The organism is Cloacibacterium sp. (assembly GCF_047601505.1).
Taxonomy (GTDB): domain Bacteria; phylum Bacteroidota; class Bacteroidia; order Flavobacteriales; family Weeksellaceae; genus Cloacibacterium.
This window is the reverse complement of sequence record NZ_JASGJD010000001.1, coordinates 781352-807338: the sequence shown is the minus strand read 5'-3', so window position 1 is coordinate 807338 and position 25987 is coordinate 781352. Positions and strand designations below refer to the sequence as shown.

Here is a 25987-nt window from a genome sequence, read left to right as displayed (position 1 = left end):
TTTTGCATTAAATTTGTTGAAGTAAAACTATTAAAAAATTAAGATTTTAAAATTATGAACAGTTTGAAAAAATTATTGCCTTTTGCTGTTGTAGGTGTATTGTCAGGAGCAACAACTTTCGGTGCTATTAAATACTTTGATAATAATAACGGAAACAACGGCGATTTTTCATATTTCCACGAAGCAAAAAATGATGCGCAGTTTGCCGGAATTGGCGCTGCAAATGGAGAAGATTTTGTAAAGGCTGCCAAGGTGACAGTGCCTGCAGTAGTTACCATTAAAAATTACCAAAACAGAACTTCTTCTAATAGAATGTCTGAACAAGATTTATTCGACCAGTTTTTTGGTCCTTTCGGAAATCCATTTGGAGATAACCAACAAAGACAGAAGCAACAACAACCTCAACAAGACCAACAAAACAAACCTTCTGGGTTAGGTAGTGGTGTTATTATTTCGCCAGACGGATATATTATTTCCAACAATCACGTAGTTGCAGGTGCTAATAAATTAGAGGTAGTTCTTAGTAATAAAAAAAGTTACATTGCTACGTTAGTAGGTACAGACCCAAGTACAGATATTGCACTTTTAAAAATTGAAGAAAGTGGTTTACCTTACTTAAATTTTGCAAATTCTGATATAGTAGAAGTTGGACAATGGGTTTTAGCAGTAGGAAATCCTTTAGGGTTAAATTCTACCGTTACCGCAGGAATTGTTTCGGCAAAAGGCAGAAGCATAGATTTATTAAGTAGAAATTCCAGAACTCCTATCGAAAGTTTCATTCAAACAGATGCCGCAATTAACCCTGGAAATTCTGGAGGAGCATTAGTAAACACCAATGGAGACTTAATTGGAATCAACTCTGCTATTTCTTCAAACACAGGATATTACGAAGGTTACGGATTTGCAGTTCCAGCTAATTTAGCAAAAAAAGTTGTAGAAGACATTAAGAAATTTGGGCTTGTACAAAGAGGTTTCTTAGGTGTTGGTTCTTTAGATTTATCAGACGAAGACCAAGTAGCAGCTTTCAATGCGAGCAACAAATCTAATATTAAAGCTGGAAGCGGAATCTATGTAAGAGAGGTTACAGAAAAATCTGGCGCAGAAGATGCAGGAATCAAAAAAGGTGATATAATTACTAAAATAGATAATTCTAAAATTGATTCTTTTGCAGATTTATCTGCTGCAATTGGAAGCAAAAGACCTGGCGACAAAGTTTTGGTAACCTATTTAAGAAGCGGAAAACAACTAACTTCTAATGTAACTTTAAAAGACCAAAAAGGAGGAACGTCCTTCAGAAGTAAAGCAGACCTTACAGTGGCCGAAAAAATTGGCGGAGAATTCCAAGAATTAAGTGAAAGAGTTAAAACAGATTACGGTATAAATAGTGGTGTTATCGCCAGAAACGTAACAGATGGTGGCGAACTTGCTAAAATTGGAATTTACGACAATTGTATCATAGTTGAAATCAACGGAAAACCAGTAAATTCTCAAAAAGATGTAGAAAAAAATCTTCAATCTTACAAAGGAAATGTACAGATAAAATTCGTAGACGAATACGGAAGAATGTACACTAGAGGATTCAAAATGCCTTAACTACAAAAAATATATCACTTTAACAAAAAAGCCTTTCAAAAATGTATTTGAAAGGCTTTTTAATTATTTAATTTTTCTCAATTTTCTTTTATTTCTTTCGTAAATAACTTCTACTATTTTACCACCCATCCATGAAAAAGGAAAATAAATGATAAATATTAAAATTTTATAAAAAGTAGGATGATACGGAAAGATAATAATATCTAACATTGCAAAAAAGAGCATCATAAAACCTATTAAAATAGCATAAGCTACTTTGGCATATTTTACGATAATAGCAGTTACTACACCTCCAATTGTAGCTCCAATTCCGGATGAGAAAAGAAGCGTCCAGAAAAAGCCAGGCTTGCGCTCTACACTAGACAAAACTTTTTCCCAATGTTCGAAAGGAGACAAACCGTCGTAAGTTTGCGTCCAAGAGGAATCTATTCTTACACCAAGCGAAATAATGACCGCAGCAACGCCGAGCCCCAATACAACTCCTAATGTATTTCTTAAAAAGTTCATTTAGAATTGATGTGCAATCATTGAAATTTCTACACTTACATTTTTTGGAAGGCAAGAAACTTGTACGGTTTCTCTTGCAGGGTAGCTGTTTTCGTCTAGATAAGAAGCATAAATTTGATTCATGGCAGCAAAATCGTCCATGTTTTTAAGAAAAATAGTTGCTTTCACCACATTAGAAAAAGTTAAACCTGCTTCTTCTAAAATTGCTTTTAGGTTTTTCATCACCTGATGCGTTTCTTTTTCAATACCATCTACTAAATTACCCGTTTCTGGGTCAATTGGGATTTGCCCTGAAATATATAAAACTCCATTAATGAAGTTTGCCTGAGAATAAGGACCAATAGCTGCAGGCGCTTTGCTGGTAGAAATTACTTTCTTGCTCATTTTCTTATTTTTTATACCAAATTAAATTTTCCTTTTTTTTGAAAATTAGATTTCGCAAATATATAGTATTTTATGATAATTTAGAATTCTGATGTAGTGGTAGTAAAACTTCTCTCTTTATACTTCACAGCATCCTTCAAAATATTTGCTTTTATGCTGATGAAAAAATCATAAACTTTATATTGTCCAAACGGAACCCAATTAAAACTAAAGGTAAAACTTCTTTGGTCTCTAGCAAAACCTAATCTTGTGTATGCCAATTTCTTAGACACAAAATCGTAATTGGTATTACCAGATAAACTCCAATACGGTGTAAGCTTCAAAGTACTATCAATACCGATAGATGCTACTTTTGTCCCGAATTTAGTTGCATTTCGAGAATAGCCATAATTTGCATTAAGATTTAACGTCCAAGGTTGACTAAATCTCGCATAATTATCATCATCGAAATAATAAACATCGTTACGTATTTCGCCTTTTGTATTGTATTTTTTAGAAATATCTTCTTTTTTGCCAAATGTCTCGTTGGTTAATGGAAAAGAGAATCCCATTGTAAAACTTTGCACGCTAAAATGTCCAAAATTCTCAGTTCTAGTTCCGGTAGTTTCTCCTGGCGCAAAAACTATTTGGTAAGGATCTATCGTCATACTAGAGTTTACATTCAATTTATTTTGAAAGAAAGACGTTTGTGTACTTACGCTAAATACAGACCATTTATATTTTTCTGCGGCAAAGTTATAACCTCCAGAAATATTGAAAGATTCAAAAATTTTCACTTTTTTCACTCCAGTAGAATCAGATTTGCTTTTCACTTTCATCTCAAGGTTATTGCTAATATTAAAACCTATTGATTGTTGCAAACCTTGACTCGGACTACCATACATTCCGTTTTCAAAAATAGAATAAGATGTTAAAACACCTCTTTCGTTGTAATAATTTTTATAATACCCGAAACTGCTTTTCCCAAAATCTGGACTATAATTAAAACTGATACTTGGCGTAACCATGTGTCTTATCGCCTGAATTTTAGAACCTTTTCTAAATTTAAGCATTCCGTACAAAACAGTCTGCAAACTTGCAGAAGCAGAATAGGTAGAATATCCAGACAACCCTTTATTTTGAGTAGTTTCCAATTCACTAGATACTGGATTATAATATTTTGAAACTGTTTTTGTAGTTAAAACATTATCGATATTACCAGAAAGTGAAAATGTAAAATATTTTGCAATCGTAGTATTGGTACTTAATCCAATGTTGTTTTTTGCGCCAGTCTGCATTTTATCCCACATCGTTTGTGTAAATAAATCGCTGCTTTTAACACCAGAAACGTAATTGCTAAACTGCAACCCTGTATTTACATTAATATTTTCTATAAGACCCGTTCTAACTCCGGTTTTAGGCTTAAATAAGTAAAACTGATTAATGGCAACATTCATTTGAGGCAATCTAATATCCGTTAATCCAGTACTAAAATTCTGAGAATAACTTCCAGTTCCTGTAATCGTTATAGGAAGATTAAGAAATCTTTTGGTGACACTTACAGTAGAATTTTGCTGAGCATTTAAAACATTTTGGTTAAAAATATTGTTGTTATTAACCGTATTATTATAAAACTTACTACTTGTGATATTAACGGACGCACTGAATGTAAAAAAAGGATTAGCTTTAGAATCCTGAGTGTGAGACCAAGCAATATTGTAAACTCCTGTTTTACTATAATCATCAAGTCCTTTTATTCCGCGGATGGTATTCCCCATTTCTGCTCTAAAAGTACCATTGTATCTGTATTTTTTTCGGTAAGTAACCTCTGGCCTTATATTCCAACTGCCTTTGGTATAATAATCTACATAAGCTTTAAGGTCAAAATGTTCTCCAATTGGTTGATACCAACCTAAACTATTAAGAAAAAAACCAACATCTTGCCTTTCTCCAAAACTTGGAATAAGAAGCCCTGCCATTCTTTTTTCCGTCATTGGCAAAATTGCAAAAGGAAGAATAAGCGGAGTTGGAACCTGCTCTATATACATTTGAATTGGCCCTGTAATAAGTTTAGAATTACCTTTACTTTTCACCATTTTAATGTCTGGCGCTAAGAGATAATAATCTGCAATGGTATCTTTTTTCTTTAAAAAATATTCGTCTGTAGTGTATTTCCCACGCTTTAAAAAGAAAACAGAATCGCTAACTTTTTTGGTTTTTTCTGCCACTATTACGCCTTCACTTTCTTCTGTTCTTGCATCATAGGCAATAGCTTGCTTGGTTTTATAATTGTAATTAAAATGCCTGTATTCGTATTTTTTACCACCTTGCGTAGCTGTAGCAGGTTCTTTTATCTTACCAGTAGAATCTATCTTTCCTCTGGCATAAATCATCCCTTTATCCCAATCTATTTGGATATAATCTGCTTCAATTTTCATATCTTGATACGTAACTTCGGCGTTGGTATTAAGATATGTCATTTTTTTCTGAACATCATTTCTTTGCCTGTCCGCTTTGGAGCGAACAATATCTTCCAGTTGTTCTTTTTCTACTTTTACAGTATCATTTTTGGCTACAGCAGTACTTTTATCACTATTTTTAGTAACAACTTCTTGCTTATTTTGTGCTAAAAAATTGTTAAAAATTAGGATAATTAAAATTTGTAGGGTATTTTTGAAAATGTTTTTAAACAAAGCCTATTTATAAATTTGGGCTCAAAATTAATAATTTTTGAAAAATGAAACTACAACATATTCTATTTTATGTAACTTTAACAGTATTTCTTTTCTTTTCTTCTTCAATTTTTGCCCAAAAAAAGTTCATTATTGTTCTTGATGCCGGTCACGGAGGTAAAGATATTGGTGCTACAAGAAAATATTCTGACCTTGGAACGGTAATGGAAAAAGATGTAACACTGGCAATTATCCTCAAACTTGGTAGATTGCTAGAGAAAGACAAAGATTTCAAAGTAATCTATACAAGAAAAATAGACGAATTTCCTTCATTAATTGAAAGAACTACACTTGCCAACAGAAATCATGCGGATTTATTTCTTTCGGTACACGTTAATTCTTCCAAATCTTCCAGCACAGAAGCTCGAGGAACCGAAACATTCGTGCAAGGCCCTGCTCAAAACAAAGCCAATTTAGAAATAGCAAAAGCAGAAAATGATGTAATTTTTCTCGATGCAAAGGATAAAGAAGTTTTTGCCTCTTACGACCCAAATTCTCCCGAATCTTTAATCGCTTTAAAAATTCAACAAAGTAAATATCTCGAAGGTAGTTTATACATTGGTAATTTCGTAGAAGATAATTTAGTGAAAAACGGAAAAAGACCTTCAAGAGGAGTAAAACAAGCAAATTTACACGTTCTCAGAATGAATGCAATGCCGTCAATTCTTACAGAAACGGGCTTTGTAAACAACTATGACGATGCAGCTTACATTACTTCAGAAGACGGACAAAAAGAGATTGCAGAATCTATTTATGATGCTGTGGTAACATACAAAAAAAGAATTGATAGAAATCAAAAAAAAGTAGAGGAAGAGAAACCAAAAGAACTCCCACTAAAAAATGATTTCAGAATTTTATTAATGAGTACTCCAAACAAATATAACGAAGGAGACCCTGCATTAAAAGGATTAAAATACATTTTAACCATTAAAGAGAACGGATTATACAAATATTACTATAGCGTAACAAATTTCGCATCAATAAAAGAAGCAAACTTAAAAACGGCAAAAGACGCAGGATTTAAAAATGCTACAGCCATTAGTTTTATCCCTAATCAAAAAATGAATTCTGGCTATTACAGAATTGAAATTTATGCAGGTAAAGAAAAATTACCTAAATCATCTCCTATTCTAAAAACGTTAGAAAATATAGAAAAAGAAAAAGCAGATGGCATTTTCTACTATTACTATGGCAATCTAAATTCCCTAGAAGCAGCAATAAAACTACAAAATGACCTAGAAGAAAAGGGAATTACAAATACTACCATTGAAAAAATTTATAAATAAGAACAAAAAATTTTGTTGATTAAAAAAAAGTTTATATTTTTGCAGCCGTTAAAAAAACCACGGCCTATTCGTCTAGTGGTTAGGACTCAAGATTTTCATTCTTGCAACAGGGGTTCGATTCCCCTATAGGCTACAAAAAAAATAAAATTTTTAAAAAATAATTTGCAAATTAAAAAATAATTTTTATCTTTGCACCCACATTTGAGACAGTTATGGCAAATCATAAATCAGCACTTAAAAGAATTAGACAATCTGAAAAAAGAAGATTGAGAAACAGATACTATCACAAGACTGCAAGAACAGCTGTGAAAGTACTTAGAAACGAAGAAAATAAGGCAGTAGCTACTGAGCAATTACCTAAGGTAATTTCTTTATTAGACAAGCTAGTTAAGAAAAACATTATTCACAAGAATAAAGCTGCTAACTTAAAAAGCAAGTTAACAAAACACGTTAACAAGTTAGCTTAAGAATAAATCTGGCCCGTTCGTCTATCGGTTAGGACCTCAGATTTTCATTCTGGTAAGAGGGGTTCGATTCCCCTACGGGCTACAAAAATCCTCAGAAATTTCTGAGGATTTTTTGTTTTTACTATCTTTGATAATAATATTTATAACAGACTAATGAAAATTCTTATCATCAACGGACCCAATCTTAATTTACTAGGAACTCGCGAACCCGAAATATATGGAAACACCAGCATGAATGATGTTTTAGAACAACTAAAAAATCAATTTGCTGAGCATGAATTTATGTATTATCAATCTAATTACGAAGGTGGAATTATAGATAGAATTCAAAATGAAGATTATGATGCTTTGGTAATTAACCCGGGTGCTTTTACTCATTATTCTTTCGCTATCGCAGATGCCCTTAAAAACCTTAAAAAAAGAAAAATAGAAGTCCACATTAGCAATATCTATCAAAGGGAAGAATTCAGACAAAAATCAGTAACTGCAGCCTACACAAATGCAGTTCTCTCCGGGTTTGGAATTGACGGTTATCGATTAGCCGTTTTAAGTCTTTAATCTTAAAAATTTCAATATTCTATAAAAAAGAAAATCCTCAACTTGCGTTGAGGATTTTTGTTTGCTTTGAAGTAGCAAAAATTAGATTTGAGGACCAGCCGCAACTAATTTTTTACCTTCTTCTGTATCTGTATATTGCTCAAAATTCGCAATGTATTTTGCAGCAAGAGATTTTGCTTTTTCTTCCCATTCAGCCGCACTAGCATAAGTATCTCTTGGGTCTAAAATTCCTTCAGAAACTTTTGGTAAAGAAGTAGGAATTTCTAAGTTCATTACAGGAACTACAGTTTTTGGAGCTGTATCAATAGAACCATCGATAATAGCATCAATAATAGCTCTAGTATCTTTTAGAGAAATTCTCTTACCTGTTCCGTTCCATCCAGTGTTTACTAAATAAGCTTTAGCACCGTGTTCTTTCATTTTACCAATTAATGTTTTAGAATACATTGTTGGGTGTAATGTAAGGAAAGCTTCACCAAATGCTGGAGAGAAAGAAGGAGTTGGTTCTGTAATACCTCTTTCAGTACCTGCTAATTTAGATGTATAACCGCAAAGGAAGTGGTATTGTGCTTGTTCGTCATTCAATACAGAAACTGGAGGCAATACTCCGAATGCATCTGCTGATAAGTAAACAATTTTCTTAGCGTGTCCTGCTTTAGAAGGAAGTACAATTTTATTAATATTATAAATTGGGTAAGAAACTCTGGTGTTTTCTGTAATAGAATTATCTTTATAATCTATTTCACCATATTCATTTACCACAACGTTTTCTAATAAAGCATCTCTTTTAATAGCTCTGAAGATGTCTGGTTCTTTTTCTTCTGTAAGATCGATAACTTTTGCATAACATCCACCTTCGTAGTTGAATACACCATTGTTATCCCAACCGTGTTCGTCATCACCAATTAAATATCTTTTTGGGTCTGCAGAAAGTGTAGTTTTACCAGTACCTGAAAGACCGAAGAATAATGCAACATCACCTTCTTCACCTACGTTAGCAGAACAGTGCATAGAAGCCATACCTCTTAATGGTAAATAGTAGTTCATCATCGCGAACATACCTTTTTTCATTTCACCACCATACCAAGTTCCACCAATAATTTGGATTTTCTCAGTTAAGTTAAACATTACGAAGTTTTCAGAGTTTAATGCTTGTTCTTTCCAATTTGGATTAACAGTTTTAGAACCGTTCATTACTACGAAATCTGGCTCACCAAAGTTTTCTAGTTCGTGGATAGATGGTCTAATGAACATATTGGTCACGAAGTGTGCTTGCCAAGCTACTTCCATCACAAATCTTACTTTTAGTCTTGTATCTGGGTTTGTTCCGCAGAATGCATCTACTACATAAAGTTTTTTAGAAGTAGAAAGTTGCTCAAGAACTAATTCTTTACAAGATTTGAAGATTTCTGGAGTTGTAGGGAAATTCACTTTTCCGTCCCAACAAATTGTATCTTTAGTTACATCATCTAATACAATATATCTGTCTTTAGGAGATCTACCTGTAAAAATTCCTGTTTTCACTGCTACTGCTCCAGATTCGGTTACTGCACCTTTCTCAAAGCCTTTATTTTTAGCAGACATTTCTGCTTTGTATAATTCTTCGTAGCTAGGATTGTACACTACTTCATGATAACCTGTGATTCCTAAATCGTGTAATTCTTGGATGATTTTTAAATTTTTCATAAGTTAAAAAATTATATTAATGATTCATATTTTTTTGCTATACAAAATTACGCAATGTATGCTGTTTTAGCCATTTATAAGCAATGATATAAATCACTAAACTCACATTTTATAACCAATTGAAAATCAATAAACTAAACTTTCCCAATCAAAAACATTATGATAATTATTATGTGAAAAGTATTTTTTATAATCCCCAAATTTTGAAGCTAAAACGAAATCTCCGCCCCAAGCTCCCAAACTTTTTACAAAAGAAGGACAATCTTTAAAGCATTTATCCTTTATCATTTTCACATTTAAAAACTTACTTAACTCTCTCTCGTGCAACAACATCAGTTCAGAAAAATCTTCAATTTTTTCGCATTCTAAAACCTTTTTTGTTATTTCAGAAAACAAATTTCTTAAATATATAGATTTTTCTCGAGACCGAAAAGCTGTAATTCCTTCTCTCGAATCTTGTTTTTGGTTTAAATGAATTAAAATAAGGTCTTTTGCAAACTTTGGCTTAAATTCTACCTTCTCTATTAATCTGGGATTATTTTGATACAAAATTGCAAATTTCTCTTGCGCCACAGCAATATCATAACCACTACCTCCTAAAGAAATTTCATTAAGTAAAAATGCATCAATATTAGAAAACTCAGCCAAATTATTCATTAAAGTAGAACTGCTACCCAATCCAAAATTCCCAGGAAACTGAAGATTTGTTCTTATCTTATAGGTTACATCACTTTGAAACCTTGTTTCAGATAATTTTTGAACATTTTTTAGAACTTTCAACACAAAAGCTGCACTTTCAGGAAGATTAGTACTTACAATTTCCCAATTTTTATAATTTATAACCACCAACAGCCAAGGCTTACTTTCGTGTAAAGCTTCCCAATAGACTAAAGATTTGCAGTCTTCAATTTCTCGCCAATAGAAATCTTGTCCCAATTTGGTGGGAACTGCCAATGCCAAAGCTCCATCTAAAACAAAATATTCAGAGGTAATTAATAATTTGCCGGGAGAAAAAATGTGATTTTCCAAATCTATTCTAATTTTTTACCAAAAATAAAAAAAGTCACAATAAAAATTGTGACTTAGCATTTATATCGCCGAAGAAACTACTGCTTCGGAATTAATTTTCTTTATAAGCCCCTGCAATGTCTTGCCTGGCCCAACTTCTACAAAACTCGTCGCTCCGTCTTTAATCATATTCTGCACAGATTGCGTCCACTTTACAGGACCTGTAAGTTGTGCAATAAGATTTTTCTTAATTTCATCGGGATTAGAGACTGCTGTTGTAGTGATATTTTGATACACTGGAATAATAGCTTTTCTAAATTTTGTATTTTCAATAGCTGCAGCTAATCTTTCCTGAGCAGGTTGCATCAACGGAGAATGGAAAGCTCCATTTACAGGAAGGATTAAAGCTCTTTTTGCACCAGCCGCTTTCAACGCTTCACAAGCTTTTTCTACCGCAATAGTTTCACCAGAAATAACCAATTGTCCTGGGCAATTATAATTAGCAGGAACCACAATTCCATCAATTGTAGCGCAAATTTCTTCAACTTTAGCATCTTCTAAACCTAAAATTGCTGCCATAGAAGAAGGATTAATATCACAAGCTTCTTGCATTGCCAAAGCTCTTTCTGAAACCAATTTCAAACCATCTTCAAAAGAAAGAACTCCATTTGCTACCAAAGCTGAAAATTCTCCCAAAGAATGCCCTGCTACCATTTGAGCTCCCGTAGCATCAATCGCTTTTACAGCAGCTACAGAGTGAATAAAAATTGCTGGTTGAGTTACTTTTGTTTTTTTAAGGTCTTCATCAGTACCTTCGAACATTATTTTTAAAATATCAAATCCTAAGATTTCGTTACTGAAATCCATCAAATCTTTTATTTCTTTTCTACTGTCATATAATTCTTTTCCCATTCCTACGAATTGGGAACCTTGACCTGGAAATACAAGTGCTTTCATATATAATTACAACGTGTTTATTTTGAAAGGAAGCAAGTTCCTTCTTTTTTTGAAAATAAATAGATTTTTTTTAATTAAGGAATCAATCTCACAACTCTACAACCAGTATTTACATACGCTCCGCCTTTGCTTTTTACGTATTCAAATTTTGTAGCCAATTGCGTTTGAGATTTGGTAATTTGTTTAAACAATTCTCCTTTACTGTTTTCTCTGCTCAGAATATCATTCACCACATCAAAACCAATCACAGCATATTTAGAAGGAGTTTTGCAATATTGTTTTTTATAGCTAGCAAGAATTTCTTTTTCAAAACTTCCGTCTGTATTAATTTTTCTATCCATCAAATAAACAAGACTTGCCTTTCTAAGAGCTTCTTCGTTGCTTTCGAAAATTGGATTATAATACATACTGAAAGATTTAACACCTGAAGTTTCTGCAGATAAATCCATCATTTTTTTAGCAAAATCTTTACCTACACTATCATTATCAGAAGCCAAAACCGCCATAATTGGTGCGCTTTGCCCTGTCATCATATTATTGTCTAATTTAATCTCATCTGGAGAGTTTACAATAATAATGTTAGGATTTTTAATTTGTTTTGCCAGATTATCTTTAATGTAATTAGCATACGTTTTATCTTGATCTGCTACTACATAAATTTTCTCGTCAGAATAAGCTTGCGCCACTTCTTTTGCAATTTTGTCTGCTAAAACTTCTTGGTCTGTTTCTACAATAACTAAATTGTTAAAACTTTCAAGTTCGGGAGAATTTGCAAAAGGCGCTACAACAGGAATTTTTTTAGTTTTCACATAATCTAAAACATCTAAAACGCTAGATTTAAAGAAAGGGCCAATAATTAAATCTGTATTATTCGGATTAATCTGAGTTAAAGAATTTTTAAAAGAACTTTCGCTTCCTGCATCTACTACTTTAACGTCTAATTTTTGTCCACCAGCTGCACTTCTTTCAATCGCTAACTTAGCACCTGTTAAAAAATCTGCTGCCATGCTTCTATACTTGCTTTCGCCAGCGTCAAAACCGAAAGGCAACATCAAAATCACATTTAATGCGCCATCATTTTTCTTAACATAAGCAGGTTCTAATTTCTTCACTTTAATCACCATTCCTGTTTTTAAACCATCAGTAATTTTAGGATTAAAAGCGATTAATTGGTCTAAAGTAATTCCAAATTTATTTAAAATACCAAAAACTGTATCACCATCTTGAACGGTATAAGTTTGATATTCGTCTTCTTGAACTTGAACTTCTTGTTTTGTATTCTTGTTATCTTCTTGCCAAGATACAGTATCTTTTACGTTAGAATCACTAACATTTCCAGATTTTTTTACTTTAATCACATCACCAGGTTGAAGTCCCTTTTCTTCTAAACCGGGATTCAACGCAAATAAATCTTTCTGAGAAATTCCGAAATTCTTAGTTATTTTATAATAATTATCTTTTGCTTGAATTACATACGTTCCTTCATCTGCTTTTGGAGTTTCCACAGATGTAGAAACCGCTACAGATTCTGCTGGCTTTACTTCTTGAGGTGCAGCAAAATTTCTATTGAAAGCATTTTTATCTGCATATTTTTTCACATTATCAGAAGGAAGCGTCACTTCGTCTCCTATTCTTAAATGAGAATCTAACTCAGGATTTAATTTTCTTAAATCTGTTTCAGAAATATGATATTGTTTGGTAATTCCGTAGATGGTTTGTTTGGGCTGAAGAACTATTTTACTAAGATTACCACTTCCGCTAGAAACTGGTTTTTCTGTAGTTTTAGGTTTTTCATCATTTTTTTTACTGATGACAAGAACATCACCAATATTAAGTTTACCTTCTTTAACTTGCGGGTTTAGTTTATAGAGTTCGTCTATAGAAATTCCATATTTTTTAGAAATTGCATAAGGATTTTCTTTAGGTTGAACCGTGTGAGTTTTCTGCGCGAAAACCACTAAACCAGACAGAGAAAAGGCGAATATTAGAAGATTTTTCATTATTTTAAATAAAATACAAAAATACTGCTTTCTATTTAATTTTCCATTAAAATTAACATAGAATTAACGACGTCCATTTCTTGGTAACAATTATCAAGCCACGAATCGCCATTTTCTGCAAAAAAGTTACTGAAATTAATCACTCTTTCTTGCCAGTTGCCAGAAGGATGTATTTCATAGAAAAGTTTTTCTAAAAAATCTATATAATCTGCTTGTTTTATTTTTTCGGCTCTAAGAAGTCTTTTTCTCATTCTTTCGAAACTTTTTAGTTGCCTCTTTTCTTCGGCTTCTACTAAATTTCTAAAAGTTTTGTCTGTAAGAGAAGATTTTTCTTTCAATTCTAGAAACTGAGATTTTAACAGCGTTTCTTTTTCTTCAATTATTGCTTTCAAAGAAGATTCTTGAACCAATTTTTCATTCAGTTTAGCTTGAAAATCCCCCAAGAAACATTCTAAATTCATTCCAGATTTATCAATTCTTTTCAACGTTTTTTCTTTAAGAAACAACATAGAATTTCTAGGAATAAGAATAGGGAAAGGAAGTTTAAAACGTTCAAAAACATGAGGAAGTTCTAGCCAATACATTATTTCGGCATTGCCACCAATGTACGCAATATTGGGCAATACTTTTTCTTGAAAAACAGGCCTTAACAAAGCATTTGGCGAAATTTTAGACCAATCTTTTGCTAATTCTTCAAAAGAAACATTTATATCTTTATCAACAATCACGTAAGAATTGTCTTTTTTAGAAATTCTATCTCTGGTTTCGCTTAGATAAAAAAGATTAATTTCTCTGGGATTTACCTGAACTTTACCATATTTCTGCGTCAAAAAATCTACATTTTCTTTAGAAAAATGATGTGTAACTTCGTTTTGCAATTCGTCTGAGAAGATTTCTGCCATTTGGTTTTTAAGCAAAATATCATCACCATCAATCATTAATAAACCAAATTCTGAAAACAGTTCGTGCACCAAATTTCTGGTAGCTTCGGTTAGTGTTTTTCCTTTTTGGTAAGATTTTTTCATCAAAAGAATAAGCCGAGTGCCAAAAACATCGTCTTTAAATTCTTTCTCGAATTCGTCAATAAAAGAAACATCTTCAATTACAATTCTGCCAACAGCTCCGCCAGATTTACCTTTAATTTGATAAAAATTCTGTTCGGTTCTGAAATGATTTATTTCTTCAAAATCGTGGTCTTCTGTTGCCATCCAAAATACGGGAACGAAGTTTTTCTCTGAATTTTGAGATAAATATTCTGCCGTTTTGATGGTTTGAAGAATTTTATAAATAAAGAAAACCGGACCAGAAAAAAGATTTAACTGATGACCAGTAGTTATGGTAAATGTACTTTCCTGAGAAAGTAAATTGATGTTTTGAGATTGTTTATCTGTAAGTTGTAATGTTTTTAATTGCTCTTTAAAAACATTTACCAAAATATTCCTTTGTTCTTTAGAGAACGATTTTGATTTTTCTTCTGCTTTAGGAATAGCATTTTTTAAAGAAAACTTATATGATGAAAATTGAGGAATTTCTTCATTTAGAAAATCCTTTATCAATTGCGGAATGCTTTCTATATTTTGAAACGGAATTTTAGATTTCAACATTTGGCAAAATTAGTGAAATATATACCAAACAATTCCCAAATTCAATCGAAAATCATAAATAGGATAATTAGGTGCTGTAAATGATTTATTTTTCATGAAAGTAGTATTGAAATGTTGCGCTTCTACAAAAAACATCATTCTTTTCACTTTCATATTAAAATAAGCATCAGCAATAGGTTGTCCGCCAATTGAAGTTCCGCTGTTTGAAAGTACAAACTCGTTCAATACAGGAAAATAATCTCTAGAATTAAATTTACTGAAATAATAAACTTTAATTCCGCTTTGAATTTCCGCAGCATTTTTAAAAGCTTTTGTTTGATAGAAAATATTTACTCTTCCTACAAAACTCGGCATTGGAAACAACTCTTTTTGAGAAAGTGCACTTTGGAAAAGCAATTTTGTATTGAGATTAAATTTTCTGTATTTAACAGTAGCTTCACCACCAATTTGAGAAATATTCATGGTTTCTGCGCTTTGTTTTGGCAGAAAATCGGTATCAAAATACGCTAAGTTATCAATTCTGAAATAATTAGCAAATACAGAACTATCAAACCATTTTAAATTAATTTTACCACCAATTTCTGTAATACTTTGGTTTTGAGCATTGGAAAAATTATAATTAAAATCTTGATAAAAAGAAGGATTTATCAAATAATTAAAACTTGGAATTGCAGATTGAAAATTAACATGCGCATTTAAAATATATCCTTTTATAGGTTCTAATTTCAATAAATTCTCAGACCTAATGTAATTCCCAAAAGACTTACCGTTAGAATATTCTAAGAAAGATTTCAAATCTACTTTATCCCAAAGTCTTATTTCTAAATTCCCGACAGCACCTAATCTGTTTTCTTTATTATCTGTAGGAATTGTAACTCCAACTGCAGTTGGCAACTCTCTGTCTGTTCCTAAATTTATCAATTGATGCCTGAAACCAGCGTCTAATTTGAATGTTTTTTTATCAAAAACCAAACTTACAGTATTGCTAAGATTTTTAGAAAATTTATAAGCATAAGTATCAAAATCGTCAACGTAAGAAGAAGTGTAATAACTTTCTGTAGAAGACTCTATAAACCTATATTTATTGGCTTGATGATATAAAGTGTGTCTTAATTTAAAAGGATACTTCTCTGAATTTACAAATTGAAATTCTTGAGAAAAGTAATATCTTCTTAGAGAAAACCTAGAATCTGAAGCCGTAAGATTTACCGATAAATTTTGTCTGTTGTTAAATCTGCTATCGTCTCCAAGAAAAAGACTAACATCTTCTAAACCTCCATTTTCTTCGTTATTTACATTTTGGTGAATGTAATGTGTAAAGAATTGATATCTGCCATTTTTAGAATTAAAATGCGAAGAAAACACAAAATTATTAGAAGCCGCCAAACTTCTTCTGTAAATCCCCTGAGAACGAAGCCCCATATATTCTACCGCAAAATTAAAGTTTTTACCAATATTTTGAGTATAAGTAGAATTGAGCGCTGCGCCTTGTTTCATTGCATTATGATAGACAAAAGATGTAGTAGGCGTTTTTACATCATAATATTTTACGTCGTCTATCCCTAAGATAAAATGAGATTTGTTGGTAGGCAACAAAGATAAATTCTGTTCTTTATTTACAGAAAACACCAAATCTTGAAAACCAGAACCAATATTTGCAAACTGAATTTTGCCAAAATTATCTCTATTATTAAATTGAGAAAATTGATAAGATTTGTCTACCGTAAAAACAGTATCAAAAATCTTTTTTTCTGAAAATTGAGTTTGGATAAGATAATCGTTGATGGTGGGTTTAAAAATTTTAACCGAATCTTTACCACCTTTATCAATTACCAAAGTATCTCTTTCAGCATTTTTATTTTGAAGCTGAGGTTTTTTAATGATTTGTGCTTCTAAAACAGTTGCACAAAAAAATATAACTAGAAAAATATATTTCATTTTGAAATTTTGAAATACAAAAGTAGTAAAATAAAGGGAATAAAAAAGAGATTACCACCTAAGCGATAATCTCTTTCAATGCTCTTAACATTATAAATTCGATTAAAATTTATTTAAGCAAAGGATTTGAATTTTTAGCACTTATCGGATATGGCAACCTATATTTCTCACCTTTAAGAACCAAATCAGACCATCTTACCCACTCAAATGATAACTCAAGTCTTCTCTCATTATCTAATGAAAGACTAGACTTTCTTTTTGCTTGTAATTCAGCTAATCTATTAGCATTTCCAGCTTCCGCAGAAATTAAATACATCTCAGGAATCCTTGATATAAGCAAATCTGAATCATCGTTCGGAGAATACTTATTTGAAAAAACATAATCATTTGTTTGAGGAGCTTGAGCAAAATCAAACAAACTTCTTCTTGTATCATTTGCAGATATAAGTGCTAATAAATCATCAGCAGCAGCAAAACAATTCCATGTTCTTGCATCATAACTCATAATCCATCCCCAAGATCCATTTGTTTCAGCTAAATTACCTGCAAATTTAAGTATCACTTCAGAACTATTTACTTTAGGATTGTCTGATATAGAAAATTTACCACTATTAATTAGCTCTTCAGCTTCCTTTCCAGCTGACTGAATATCTCCATTCATTCTATAAACTCTTGCTAAAAGGGCACTAGCAGCTTCACTTGTAGGTGTTAATTGAACTAATGACGCATTTGCAACATCAAATTTTTCAATATTTGCTTTTGCATATTTTAAATCTTCAATAATAAATGCTAGAACATCTTTACCCGAGCTAGGTGCAATTGCTCCAGAAACATAAGTTTCATCAATTATAGGCACTCTCTCAAATAAATCATACAATCTTAGATGAGATAATGCTCTTACATATCTAGCTTTACCTCTTTGTTCATTTGTAGCAGAAGGAACTCTCAATATCGTATTAGCTCTTGTAACTGCTGTATAAAAATCTTTATAGTAGTAAGATAATAAAATATCATCCTCTGGCACTATATGTTCATGCAAATATTGCACTTGATAAAATTGAAACTTTACGGGCTTATAATTATCTGACATTATCTCCCCTGCCATAATATTAAAATACGGATAAGCACTCGGCTCCATAATACTTTTATATGCACCTGTTAACAACTTATCAACATCAGATGTTGACAAATTAGCAGTTGCATCCAATGAGGCTTCCGACTTTATATCCAATTCTCTATCACAAGAGCTCAATATTAGTCCAATAGCCAAAAATAATATACTTAATTTTTTCATTTCAAAATAATTTTAAAAATTTATATTCAATCCTAAACTATAAACCTTTACAGTTGGAATACCATTAGTATCTACCCCAGATTGTACCTTTGAAGTATCCGCACTATTTTGATTAACATTTAATGTTTGATCAACATAGTACGTTTCAGGATCAACACCATTATATTTAGTAAAAGTAAATGGGTTTCTAACTTGCGCATATACTCTCAAAGATTTTAAGAATCCGAAATCTTTGGTATCAAAATTAACCCCTAGAGTTATGTCTGTTATTCTAAGATAATCAGCATCCTCCAAAAATCTTGAAGAACGATAATTATTCCAAGAAGAAATAGCACTAGCCAAATGAGGTCTAGGAACATTAGTATCGGTATTATTTGGAGTCCAATAATTCATTTGTTCATCAATCATATTTGTAGAATATGACGGATACCCCACAGCAGCCCCAGAAACAGACCTTTCTTTATACATAGCATATACTTTTTTACCAATAGAATACTGAGCATTAATAGAAAGATCAACTCTCTTATAAGCAACCCTTGTATTAAACCCTCCATATATTGGAGCTATTCCTCCATTAAAAACGACTAAATCATTAGAATCAATTTTACCATCTCCATTTACATCTTTATATATCATATCTCCTGGCTGAACTACTTTAGTAACTTTTCCGCTTGTATCTTTGTACTCAAATCTTTCTTGTGCAACTCCTAAAGATTCATATATATAAAAAGACCCTAACGGTTCTCCTTCTTTTACAATAGATGCAAAACCTGTTGTATAAAATCCTGCAGGAATTCCAATTTTTTCTACAACATTTTTATTGTATGAAAAATTAGCTCCAAAATCCCACTTAAAATTTTCTGTTTTGACTATTTTAGTATCAATTCCAACTTCAAAACCTTTATTATTGATTCTTCCTACGTTACTTAACATAGTTTTAAAGCCTGTTTCTTGAGCTACTGGAATTCTATATAACAAATCATTTGTAGTTTTATCATAATAATCAAAAATAATATTCACTCTTTTTTTGAACATTGATAAATCCATACCGAAATCCATTGACTTACCTTTTTCCCAATGTAAATCAGGGTTATATAAATCGGTAACAGCTAATCCAGGATTTTGATTATGGTTCTCTCCTCCTCCAATTAGATTAAGACCTGAAGCATAGCTAACACCTGTTTGATTACCTGTAAAGCCATATGACCCTCTCAATTTCAACTCATCAATAACAGGAACATTAAAAAATGACTCCTTAGAAACAGTCCAACCAGCAGAAAAAGCTGGGAAATTCCCCCACTTGTTTCCTTTAGCAAATTTAGAAGACCCATCATACCTTGTTGAAACCATTAAGTTATACTTATTATCCCAAGTAAACTGAGCTCTTCCAAAGAAAGAAGCCAAAGACATTGCCATAAAATAACTTCTACCTGCATTAATAGTACCCGCTGAAACAAGCCATTTTAAATCATTTGAAGGGAAATTTTCTCCTTGAACATAAGAATCTTCATACTCCCATCTTTGGAAAGATTGCCCCGCTAATACATCTACAACTAAACGGCCATCTACAAAATCTTTATTATAATTTGCAGTATTTTCAATCAAATATTCTCTGTTATTATTTGTACTATAATATCCATACCCCCATGGCTTTCCTGCTTGTTCTCCCCTTCTCGTATTAGGAGCATCAAACCTATTATATCTTCTTGACATAATGCTTCCGCTCACGGAACTTTTCAAGGTAAGATTTTTTATAGGGTTGTAAACTGCATAAATATTGGAGCCTATAGTTTGATATCTATCAGAAACAACTCTCTCAAACGCCCAAAGAGGATTATTAGAAGTCAAATTTCTATTTGGTTTACCATCAACTCCATATGGCGCAAGGTTAGGAGCAGCATTAATTGCATTACTGTAAGGCTGATATGTATTGTTATCATCAACAATAGGTACAGAATCTAGGTAAGTAAAATAAGAATTAACTCCAAATTTAAGTTTACTTGTAATTTTTTGTTCAACATTTAATCTAACTCTTGAAACATCATACTTATCTTGTTTAATAATACCTTCCTGCGAAATATTACTTACTGAAAAATAAATTTTAGAATTTTCACCACCAGAAGAAAAACTAAACTGATTATTCGTAATTGCTCCCGTCCTAAGAACATAATCCAACCAATTAGTATTAATACCTGTATTAGCCATAGGCGTTTTAAGAGCTAAATCTGCCGCACTACCACTAGTTGGAGCAGGAAGAATCCCAGCTTGAATATCACTTAAATAATTCAATCTAGCAGCTTCGTGCACCTGTCTATACTGCTCACCATTAAGTAAGTCAGGTCGCTTTATAATTTCTTGAATCCCATAAGAAGAACTAAAAGATACAGTAGGTTTCAGATTATATTTCCCAGATTTTGTTTCAACTAAAACCACCCCATTAGAAGCTCTAGACCCATAAATTGCACTAGATGCGGCATCTTTCAATATCTCCATACTTTGAATATCTTCCGATGTCAAATTCCCAAGAGATTCTTGAGGAACACCATCTATTATATAAAGTGGACTATTGGACGCACTTAAGGAACCATTACCTCTAATGCTAATCTTAGTATTATTACCAGCCCTACCACCTGTATTTGCTACTTGAACACCTGGCGCCTTACCTTGCAAAGCAAGCTCTACAGATGGAACAGGCTGCTCTTGCAAGGCTCCACTCTTAACTGTTGCAATCGCTCCAGTAACATCTGATCTCTTTTGTTTTCCATAACCAACTACCACAACTTCTTCTATAGTTTTTGTATCAGCTGTGTCTTTTTTAGTTTTCTGAGCCATTACAGCTTGTCCCCCCATAAAAAATAGGACACCCGCTGTAAGCGCTTTAATTTTTACATTCATATTAACAAAATTTAATACATTGAGGGGCAAAAGTGTTAATAAATTTTAACATATACAAATATTAGAGGAACAAATTCATTAAATCTATTTTCAACAAAAATTAAAAAAAATATTAAAAATTATTTTTTTTTAAAAAATAGGCGATTTTACAGATTATTCAATAAAAAAAATACAATTACAAACACCAAAACAAATAATATAACAAATAATTATATTTTATTTAGACTAAATACAAATTACAAACAAAAAAGAGCTACTCTTTCGAGTAGCTTTTCATAATAGATTTAGTTAAATCTTAAAATAATAATTATAGACACCACAAATCAGTTATCAACACACAATGTGTTTAAAGATAATTCTAAAGAAGGAATCGGCCATATATAACCAACATCACCTAATGCCTTAGCTGGAGCAGTGCCATGCGCAGGGAAAGCAGACAACAAACGCGTAACATCCCTAGTCCTATGTCCCTCTCCCATAAACTCCATTCTTCTTTCATTATCAATTGCTAACAAAAATTCTGAAGGAGTAGAAAAATCACCAGCAACAAACACTTTTCCAGCATCAGAACGCCCATGAACAGCATTCAACAAAGCTAAAGACTGAGAATCAACTACATTACTTGCCCTAACCTTAGCTTCTGCTAGATTTAAAAGAACTTCCGAATATCTAATTACAGGCACCCAATCCGTATAAGGATTTGGAGTCTTAAACTTCATATTCCAAAGCTTAGTTCCTGAATTACTCGACACAATAAAAGCTCTTCTTTTATCCTCCACAGTAAACTGAGTTGTATTTGCCAAAATACCAGAAGGATTTACAGAATACTCACCATTACCAACGCCCCCAAGAGAAGCAACAGGAGTCCAATAATAAGCAATTTGATTTTGCGTACCTGGAAAATCCCCAGCCGTAGAAGACATAGGTAAAGAAAAAATTGATTCCGTAGTTGTATAATTAGTAAAAACAGTAGCTATATTTGCTTCCAACTTATTAGCTACTCCACTAGGCGCCACAAAAGGAGCACTATTAGACACTATTTTATTAGCTTCTGTAACCGCCTCAGCATATTTCTGCATAGAAAGATAAACTCTAGTCTTAAAAGCAACAACCGTATTTCTATGCACCCTTGAAGTATTTAATATCGCAGACGCATTAGCGAGTGGCAAGTCTGTCTCTGCCTCATTTAAATCTTTTAAAATCTGCGTATAAACCTCCGCAACTGTACTTCTAGCCAAATTAGAACTCCCACTACCTTTAATTCCAGTAAGACGCAACGGCAATCCCGGATTAGCTCCATTCCCATCTGCGTAAGGCTTAGCAAAAAACTGCAGCAATCCATAATACAACATCGCCCTCAATGCTTTAACCTCAGCTATATAAACTTTCCCCTTTGCTTCCCCTACGACACTTGTACCCCCAGCATTCATCCCATCAATAAACAAGTTTGCATTATTAATAGCATAGTAACTACTCGTCCAAAAAGAAGTAATAGAACTAGAAGAGTTGGTTGGATTTTGACTAAAGACATCTGCAGCCGTTACTAAATTATCTGTTTCTTTTAACACATCAACACCGCGTATGTCATTATAAACAACATACCTACCACCATGAACATTTCCACTTTTATAAGCACTATATACCGACAACAAAACCCCTTCAATTCTAGTTGAAGTTGTAAATGCAGAAGCATCAGTAATTCCTGTTTCATTTTCAGGAGATAAAGACGATTCATTTCTACACGAGGAAACCAAAGAAAGAACTCCAAACATTACCCCTATTAATATATTTTTATTTTTCATTGCTTTAAATTTAAAAAATTAGAATCCTACATTAAGACCAAATGAGAAAGTTCTAGCATTACCAACTGTATTTCTATCTACACCCGCACTAGAAGCTGTATTACCATTAGAAGAAACCTCAGGATCTGGGCCTGGATACTTCGTTATAATGAATAAATTTTGAGCACTAACATATAATCTAACATTATTTATTTTATAACCATCTAAAACATCTTTTGGTAAATTATAAGCCAGGGTAAGCGTTTTTAGCTTTAAGAAATCTCCCTTAAACACATTAATATCCAAAGGCATAGAAGATCCATTCGAAACATTATCATTAAACACTGGTTTTGCATATTTTTTATCAGTATCACCAGGATTCATCCAAGCATCAGTTAAAACATCCACACTGTTATTCCACCAACGTTGATCATGCAAACCTGCATTAGAACCATAATACAGATAATTACCTAATTGGAATGTAAATAATGAATTCAACTCAAACCCTTTATAACGCAAAGTATTATCAAACCCTCCATATACCTTTGGCTGCGTGTTGCCATACATAACTCCATCAGCAATAGAAACAGCATCAGCTCTCACCGTTCCATCAGCTGTTTTAGACCACTGAAAAGTTCCAGGCGCTGCATAATACTGATAATAGATTTTTTCTCCAAACCTATTCATAAATATTCGCTTACCAGTAGCTGCATCAACCCCTCCAGTTCTCACCACAAAAAGTTGCCCCAAAGAATATCCTGGCATCGTTCGATTCACCGTTTCTAAACCCGACGTTGCCGTCTGAATACTAGGCAACCCCGGAGCCAACTCAGTTACTTCATTTTTATTAAAAGAAGCATTAGCTCCTATACTCCAAGAAAAATCATCAGTCTCAATTATTGAAGATTTCACATCAACCTCCCATCCTTTATTATACATCTTACCAATATTCTGAGGAACACTAGTTGGCAAACCTGTAGAAGGAGACTGCTGAACAAACAATATTAAACCATCAATTTTATTATTATAATAAGTCACATCCGCACTAATACGCCCTTTTAACATTTCAAAAGAAGCCCCAAAATCCATCTTTTTACTAGTCTCCCATTTAAGAGTATTATTACCCACATTACTAAATGAAAGAGAAGAAACACCCCCATATATACCTGAACCATAAGAAGATAAAGCCTGAAAATCTCCAATCCCATTCACATTCCCTAACTTACCATAACTCGCTCTCAACTTAAAACTAGAAAATATATTTTTAGCTCCTATATTTTCCCAAAAGCCTTCTTTAGCAACTTCCCAGCCACCACTAACACCCCAGAAAACACCTTTCTTCTCTGCCAAAGCGGAATATTCGTCTTGACGCAAATTTCCACTTAAAAAATATTTACTCGCAAAATTATAATTCAATCGAGTAAAGAAAGATACTAAGTAATTCTCAGACTTATATAGATTTGCAGGATTATTAATTGTAAAACCAGCCTGTACCACATCATAATCTGGATCAGAAATATTTTCTCGCTGTATCCCTATCCCTTTATATTTAGAAAACTGTTGTTCATTCCCTAATAACAAACTGAGATTATGAGAAGCAAAAGACTTATCCAACTGCAAGGTATTAGTCCACACAATAACCTTTGAAATATCGCTACCCGCCCAAGCGTATCCATTTCTAGTATACCCATCACCAGATCGCGGACTCCAAAATACATTATTATCAGAAAACATAAAATCAAGCCCCAACTGAGTTCTAGCTGTTAACCAAGAAAACGGTTTCAACTGACCATAAACGTTCCCTTGAACTCTATTATTTTCTGTTGACTCCTTATTATTATCTAATAAAAACTGTGGATTATAGTACCCCAAATTACTAACCCCTACAATCTGTGGAGAACTACCAATAGCAGCACCATTCAAATTATAACTTCCATCATTATTAAATGGTGAAAGCGTAGACGGTAACACAAATTGCAAACGCCCTAAGCCCCCAGTAGAAAAAGCACCTCCAGATATAGACCCAGAATTAGCAGCAGCAGAATTCAATTCATTAGAAAATGACAACTTACCTCCTACTGTCACATATTTACTAACTTTAGAATCAATATTAAATAAAGCATTAATCCTCTTAAAATCATTTTTCTGAATTATTCCTTGTTGATTTGTATAACCAGCAGAAAAATAATAAGAAGTAGCATCACTTCCCCCCGAAATATTAATATTATGATTATAGGACAATCCTGTTCTATATATAATTTTAGACCAATCAGTATCAATTAAATTACCATTAGCATCCAAAGCAGTATTAAACTTAATTGCACTAGCACTTGGATTATTAGCTACAGCCATATTTTTATACTTAACATAATCTTCAGCCCTTAAGGTTTCAGGCAAGCCAATAGGACTTGCTAAACTCAACCAAGTACTATAATTCACTCTCGGCTTTCCATTCTTACCTTTTTTAGTTGTTATAAAAACAACACCATTAGAAGCCCTACTTCCATAAATTGCAGACGCCGCAGCATCTTTTGCAATATCCACACTCTCTATATCTGCAGGATTTAAAGATGCCAAAGGATTACTAGCAGCTGAAGTACTACTATTATTACCCGTAAAACTAGGAACACCATCAATAATAACCAGCGGATAAGAACTCATGGATATAGAACTAGCACCCCTAATCCTAAAAACTGGAGCTGCATTCAAAACTCCACTAGGAACAGTTATCTGAACCCCCGTACTTCTCCCCGCCAACGCCTGATCAAAAGTCTGAACAGGCTTATCAGCCAACACCGCTCCCTTAACTGTAGTTAAACTAGCCGTTACGTCAGACTTTTTTTGAGTACCGTAGCCTACTACAACCACTTCTTCAATTTCTTTTTCACTTTTCTCTTTAGTTTGCTGAGCCACCACAACTCCTCCACCTAAAAAGAAAATTGCCCCCATTGTGAGCGATTTAATTTTCACATTCATATTAACAAATTTTAATACATTATTCACAAAAATGTTAATAAATTTTAACATAAACAAACATGAAATACAAAAAAAAATGAATTACACACAAAAACAAAACCAAACAACTATACAAAAAATGAATTATTAGTAATTAATCGCAGATTTTCCAAAACAACAATATTTCTAATAATAAAATTTTAATAATTTTCTAAAAATAAAATAATATTAAAAAAATTATTTAAAATCATTATAAATTAAAAAAAACAATTCAACCCTATAAAACCCCCACACAGAAACAATAAAAATAATAAATTTAACAATCACACCCCATAAAAAAAAGAGTCCATTTATGAAAATGAA

The 25987-nt window shown here is 32.6% G+C and carries 17 protein-coding genes and 2 tRNA genes; 6 read left to right on the top strand and 13 right to left on the bottom strand.

What is annotated here, in order from left to right; all coding sequences use genetic code 11:
- Nucleotides 1–51 precede the first annotated feature (51 nt).
- On the top strand, nucleotides 52–1593 hold the full coding sequence (locus tag QM746_RS03725; RefSeq protein ID WP_414985114.1) for a trypsin-like peptidase domain-containing protein: 1542 nt from the start codon (nucleotides 52–54) through the stop codon (nucleotides 1591–1593).
- 63 nt (nucleotides 1594–1656) lie between these two features.
- On the opposite strand, the gene QM746_RS03720 is transcribed toward QM746_RS03725, so the two are convergent.
- The 3 genes from QM746_RS03720 to QM746_RS03710 all read right to left on the bottom strand — a co-directional run bounded on the left by QM746_RS03720 (nucleotide 1657) and on the right by QM746_RS03710 (nucleotide 5156).
- On the bottom strand, nucleotides 1657–2100 hold the full coding sequence (locus tag QM746_RS03720) for a hypothetical protein (protein WP_414982992.1): 444 nt from the start codon (nucleotides 2098–2100) through the stop codon (nucleotides 1657–1659).
- Nucleotides 2101–2484 (bottom strand): RidA family protein, encoded by a 384-nt coding sequence (locus QM746_RS03715; RefSeq protein ID WP_374360105.1) that lies wholly within the window; start codon nucleotides 2482–2484, stop codon nucleotides 2101–2103. It lies immediately after the preceding gene.
- A gap of 80 nt (nucleotides 2485–2564) precedes the next feature.
- Entirely contained in the window at nucleotides 2565–5156 is a 2592-nt protein-coding gene (locus QM746_RS03710) for a putative LPS assembly protein LptD (RefSeq protein WP_414982991.1), read from the bottom strand.
- Between the two features lie 44 nt (nucleotides 5157–5200).
- On the opposite strand from QM746_RS03710, the gene QM746_RS03705 reads away from it, so the two are divergent.
- The 5 genes from QM746_RS03705 to QM746_RS03685 all read left to right on the top strand — a co-directional run bounded on the left by QM746_RS03705 (nucleotide 5201) and on the right by QM746_RS03685 (nucleotide 7506).
- The gene (locus QM746_RS03705; RefSeq protein WP_414982990.1) at nucleotides 5201–6481 is read left to right on the top strand and encodes an N-acetylmuramoyl-L-alanine amidase family protein; all 1281 of its coding nucleotides are present in this window, start codon (nucleotides 5201–5203) and stop codon (nucleotides 6479–6481) included.
- Nucleotides 6482–6542: 61 nt separating this feature from the next.
- Nucleotides 6543–6614: transfer RNA gene (locus QM746_RS03700), tRNA-Glu, on the top strand.
- A 79-nt stretch (nucleotides 6615–6693) separates the two neighbouring features.
- On the top strand, nucleotides 6694–6948 hold the full coding sequence (gene rpsT, locus QM746_RS03695) for a 30S ribosomal protein S20 (RefSeq protein ID WP_414982989.1): 255 nt from the start codon (nucleotides 6694–6696) through the stop codon (nucleotides 6946–6948).
- Between the two features lie 10 nt (nucleotides 6949–6958).
- Nucleotides 6959–7030, top strand: a tRNA-Glu gene (locus tag QM746_RS03690).
- 71 nt (nucleotides 7031–7101) lie between these two features.
- Nucleotides 7102–7506, top strand: a complete 405-nt coding sequence (locus tag QM746_RS03685; protein WP_414982988.1) for a type II 3-dehydroquinate dehydratase — start codon at nucleotides 7102–7104, stop codon at nucleotides 7504–7506.
- An 81-nt stretch (nucleotides 7507–7587) separates the two neighbouring features.
- Here QM746_RS03685 and pckA read toward each other — a convergent pair whose 3' ends face one another.
- From pckA to QM746_RS03635, 10 genes are all read right to left on the bottom strand, one after another.
- A complete protein-coding gene (gene pckA, locus QM746_RS03680; protein WP_414982987.1) occupies nucleotides 7588–9192 on the bottom strand; it encodes a phosphoenolpyruvate carboxykinase (ATP) in 1605 nt (534 codons plus the stop codon).
- Nucleotides 9193–9318: 126 nt separating this feature from the next.
- Entirely contained in the window at nucleotides 9319–10221 is a 903-nt protein-coding gene (locus QM746_RS03675; RefSeq protein ID WP_414982986.1) for a GYDIA family GHMP kinase, read from the bottom strand.
- 60 nt (nucleotides 10222–10281) lie between these two features.
- Complete coding sequence (gene fabD / locus QM746_RS03670) at nucleotides 10282–11157, bottom strand: ACP S-malonyltransferase (protein ID WP_414982985.1); 876 nt, start codon at nucleotides 11155–11157, stop codon at nucleotides 10282–10284.
- A gap of 74 nt (nucleotides 11158–11231) precedes the next feature.
- Nucleotides 11232–13157 carry a LysM peptidoglycan-binding domain-containing protein gene (locus QM746_RS03665; protein WP_414982984.1) on the bottom strand — a complete coding sequence of 642 codons (1926 nt, stop codon included), beginning with the start codon at nucleotides 13155–13157 and terminating at the stop codon, nucleotides 11232–11234.
- A 35-nt stretch (nucleotides 13158–13192) separates the two neighbouring features.
- Nucleotides 13193–14761, bottom strand: a complete 1569-nt coding sequence (gene bshC / locus QM746_RS03660) for a bacillithiol biosynthesis cysteine-adding enzyme BshC (protein WP_414982983.1) — start codon at nucleotides 14759–14761, stop codon at nucleotides 13193–13195.
- Between the two features lie 9 nt (nucleotides 14762–14770).
- Entirely contained in the window at nucleotides 14771–16699 is a 1929-nt protein-coding gene (locus QM746_RS03655) for a putative porin (protein WP_414982982.1), read from the bottom strand.
- A 109-nt stretch (nucleotides 16700–16808) separates the two neighbouring features.
- Nucleotides 16809–17993 carry a RagB/SusD family nutrient uptake outer membrane protein gene (locus tag QM746_RS03650; protein ID WP_414982981.1) on the bottom strand — a complete coding sequence of 395 codons (1185 nt, stop codon included), beginning with the start codon at nucleotides 17991–17993 and terminating at the stop codon, nucleotides 16809–16811.
- Nucleotides 17994–18005: 12 nt separating this feature from the next.
- Nucleotides 18006–20918: a SusC/RagA family TonB-linked outer membrane protein gene (locus tag QM746_RS03645; protein WP_414982980.1), complete on the bottom strand. Its 2913-nt coding sequence runs from the start codon at nucleotides 20916–20918 to the stop codon at nucleotides 18006–18008.
- A gap of 293 nt (nucleotides 20919–21211) precedes the next feature.
- Nucleotides 21212–22690 carry a RagB/SusD family nutrient uptake outer membrane protein gene (locus QM746_RS03640; RefSeq protein ID WP_414982979.1) on the bottom strand — a complete coding sequence of 493 codons (1479 nt, stop codon included), beginning with the start codon at nucleotides 22688–22690 and terminating at the stop codon, nucleotides 21212–21214.
- 18 nt (nucleotides 22691–22708) lie between these two features.
- Nucleotides 22709–25645, bottom strand: coding sequence for a SusC/RagA family TonB-linked outer membrane protein (locus QM746_RS03635; RefSeq protein ID WP_414982978.1), 2937 nt, complete (start codon nucleotides 25643–25645; stop codon nucleotides 22709–22711).
- Between the last annotated feature and the right edge of the window lie 342 nt (nucleotides 25646–25987).

Coding starts and splice junctions, on each gene's coding strand:
- QM746_RS03720 (WP_414982992.1), bottom strand. CDS start 2,100: ATGAACTTTTTAAGAAATACATTAGGAGTTGTATTGGGGCTCGGCGTT.
- QM746_RS03715 (WP_374360105.1), bottom strand. CDS start 2,484: ATGAGCAAGAAAGTAATTTCTACCAGCAAAGCGCCTGCAGCTATTGGT.
- QM746_RS03705 (WP_414982990.1), top strand. CDS start 5,201: ATGAAACTACAACATATTCTATTTTATGTAACTTTAACAGTATTTCTT.
- rpsT (WP_414982989.1), top strand. CDS start 6,694: ATGGCAAATCATAAATCAGCACTTAAAAGAATTAGACAATCTGAAAAA.
- QM746_RS03685 (WP_414982988.1), top strand. CDS start 7,102: ATGAAAATTCTTATCATCAACGGACCCAATCTTAATTTACTAGGAACT.
- pckA (WP_414982987.1), bottom strand. CDS start 9,192: ATGAAAAATTTAAAAATCATCCAAGAATTACACGATTTAGGAATCACA.
- fabD (WP_414982985.1), bottom strand. CDS start 11,157: ATGAAAGCACTTGTATTTCCAGGTCAAGGTTCCCAATTCGTAGGAATG.
- QM746_RS03665 (WP_414982984.1), bottom strand. CDS start 13,157: ATGAAAAATCTTCTAATATTCGCCTTTTCTCTGTCTGGTTTAGTGGTT.
- bshC (WP_414982983.1), bottom strand. CDS start 14,761: ATGTTGAAATCTAAAATTCCGTTTCAAAATATAGAAAGCATTCCGCAA.
- QM746_RS03655 (WP_414982982.1), bottom strand. CDS start 16,699: ATGAAATATATTTTTCTAGTTATATTTTTTTGTGCAACTGTTTTAGAA.
- QM746_RS03650 (WP_414982981.1), bottom strand. CDS start 17,993: ATGAAAAAATTAAGTATATTATTTTTGGCTATTGGACTAATATTGAGC.
- QM746_RS03640 (WP_414982979.1), bottom strand. CDS start 22,690: ATGAAAAATAAAAATATATTAATAGGGGTAATGTTTGGAGTTCTTTCT.
- QM746_RS03635 (WP_414982978.1), bottom strand. CDS start 25,645: ATGAATGTGAAAATTAAATCGCTCACAATGGGGGCAATTTTCTTTTTA.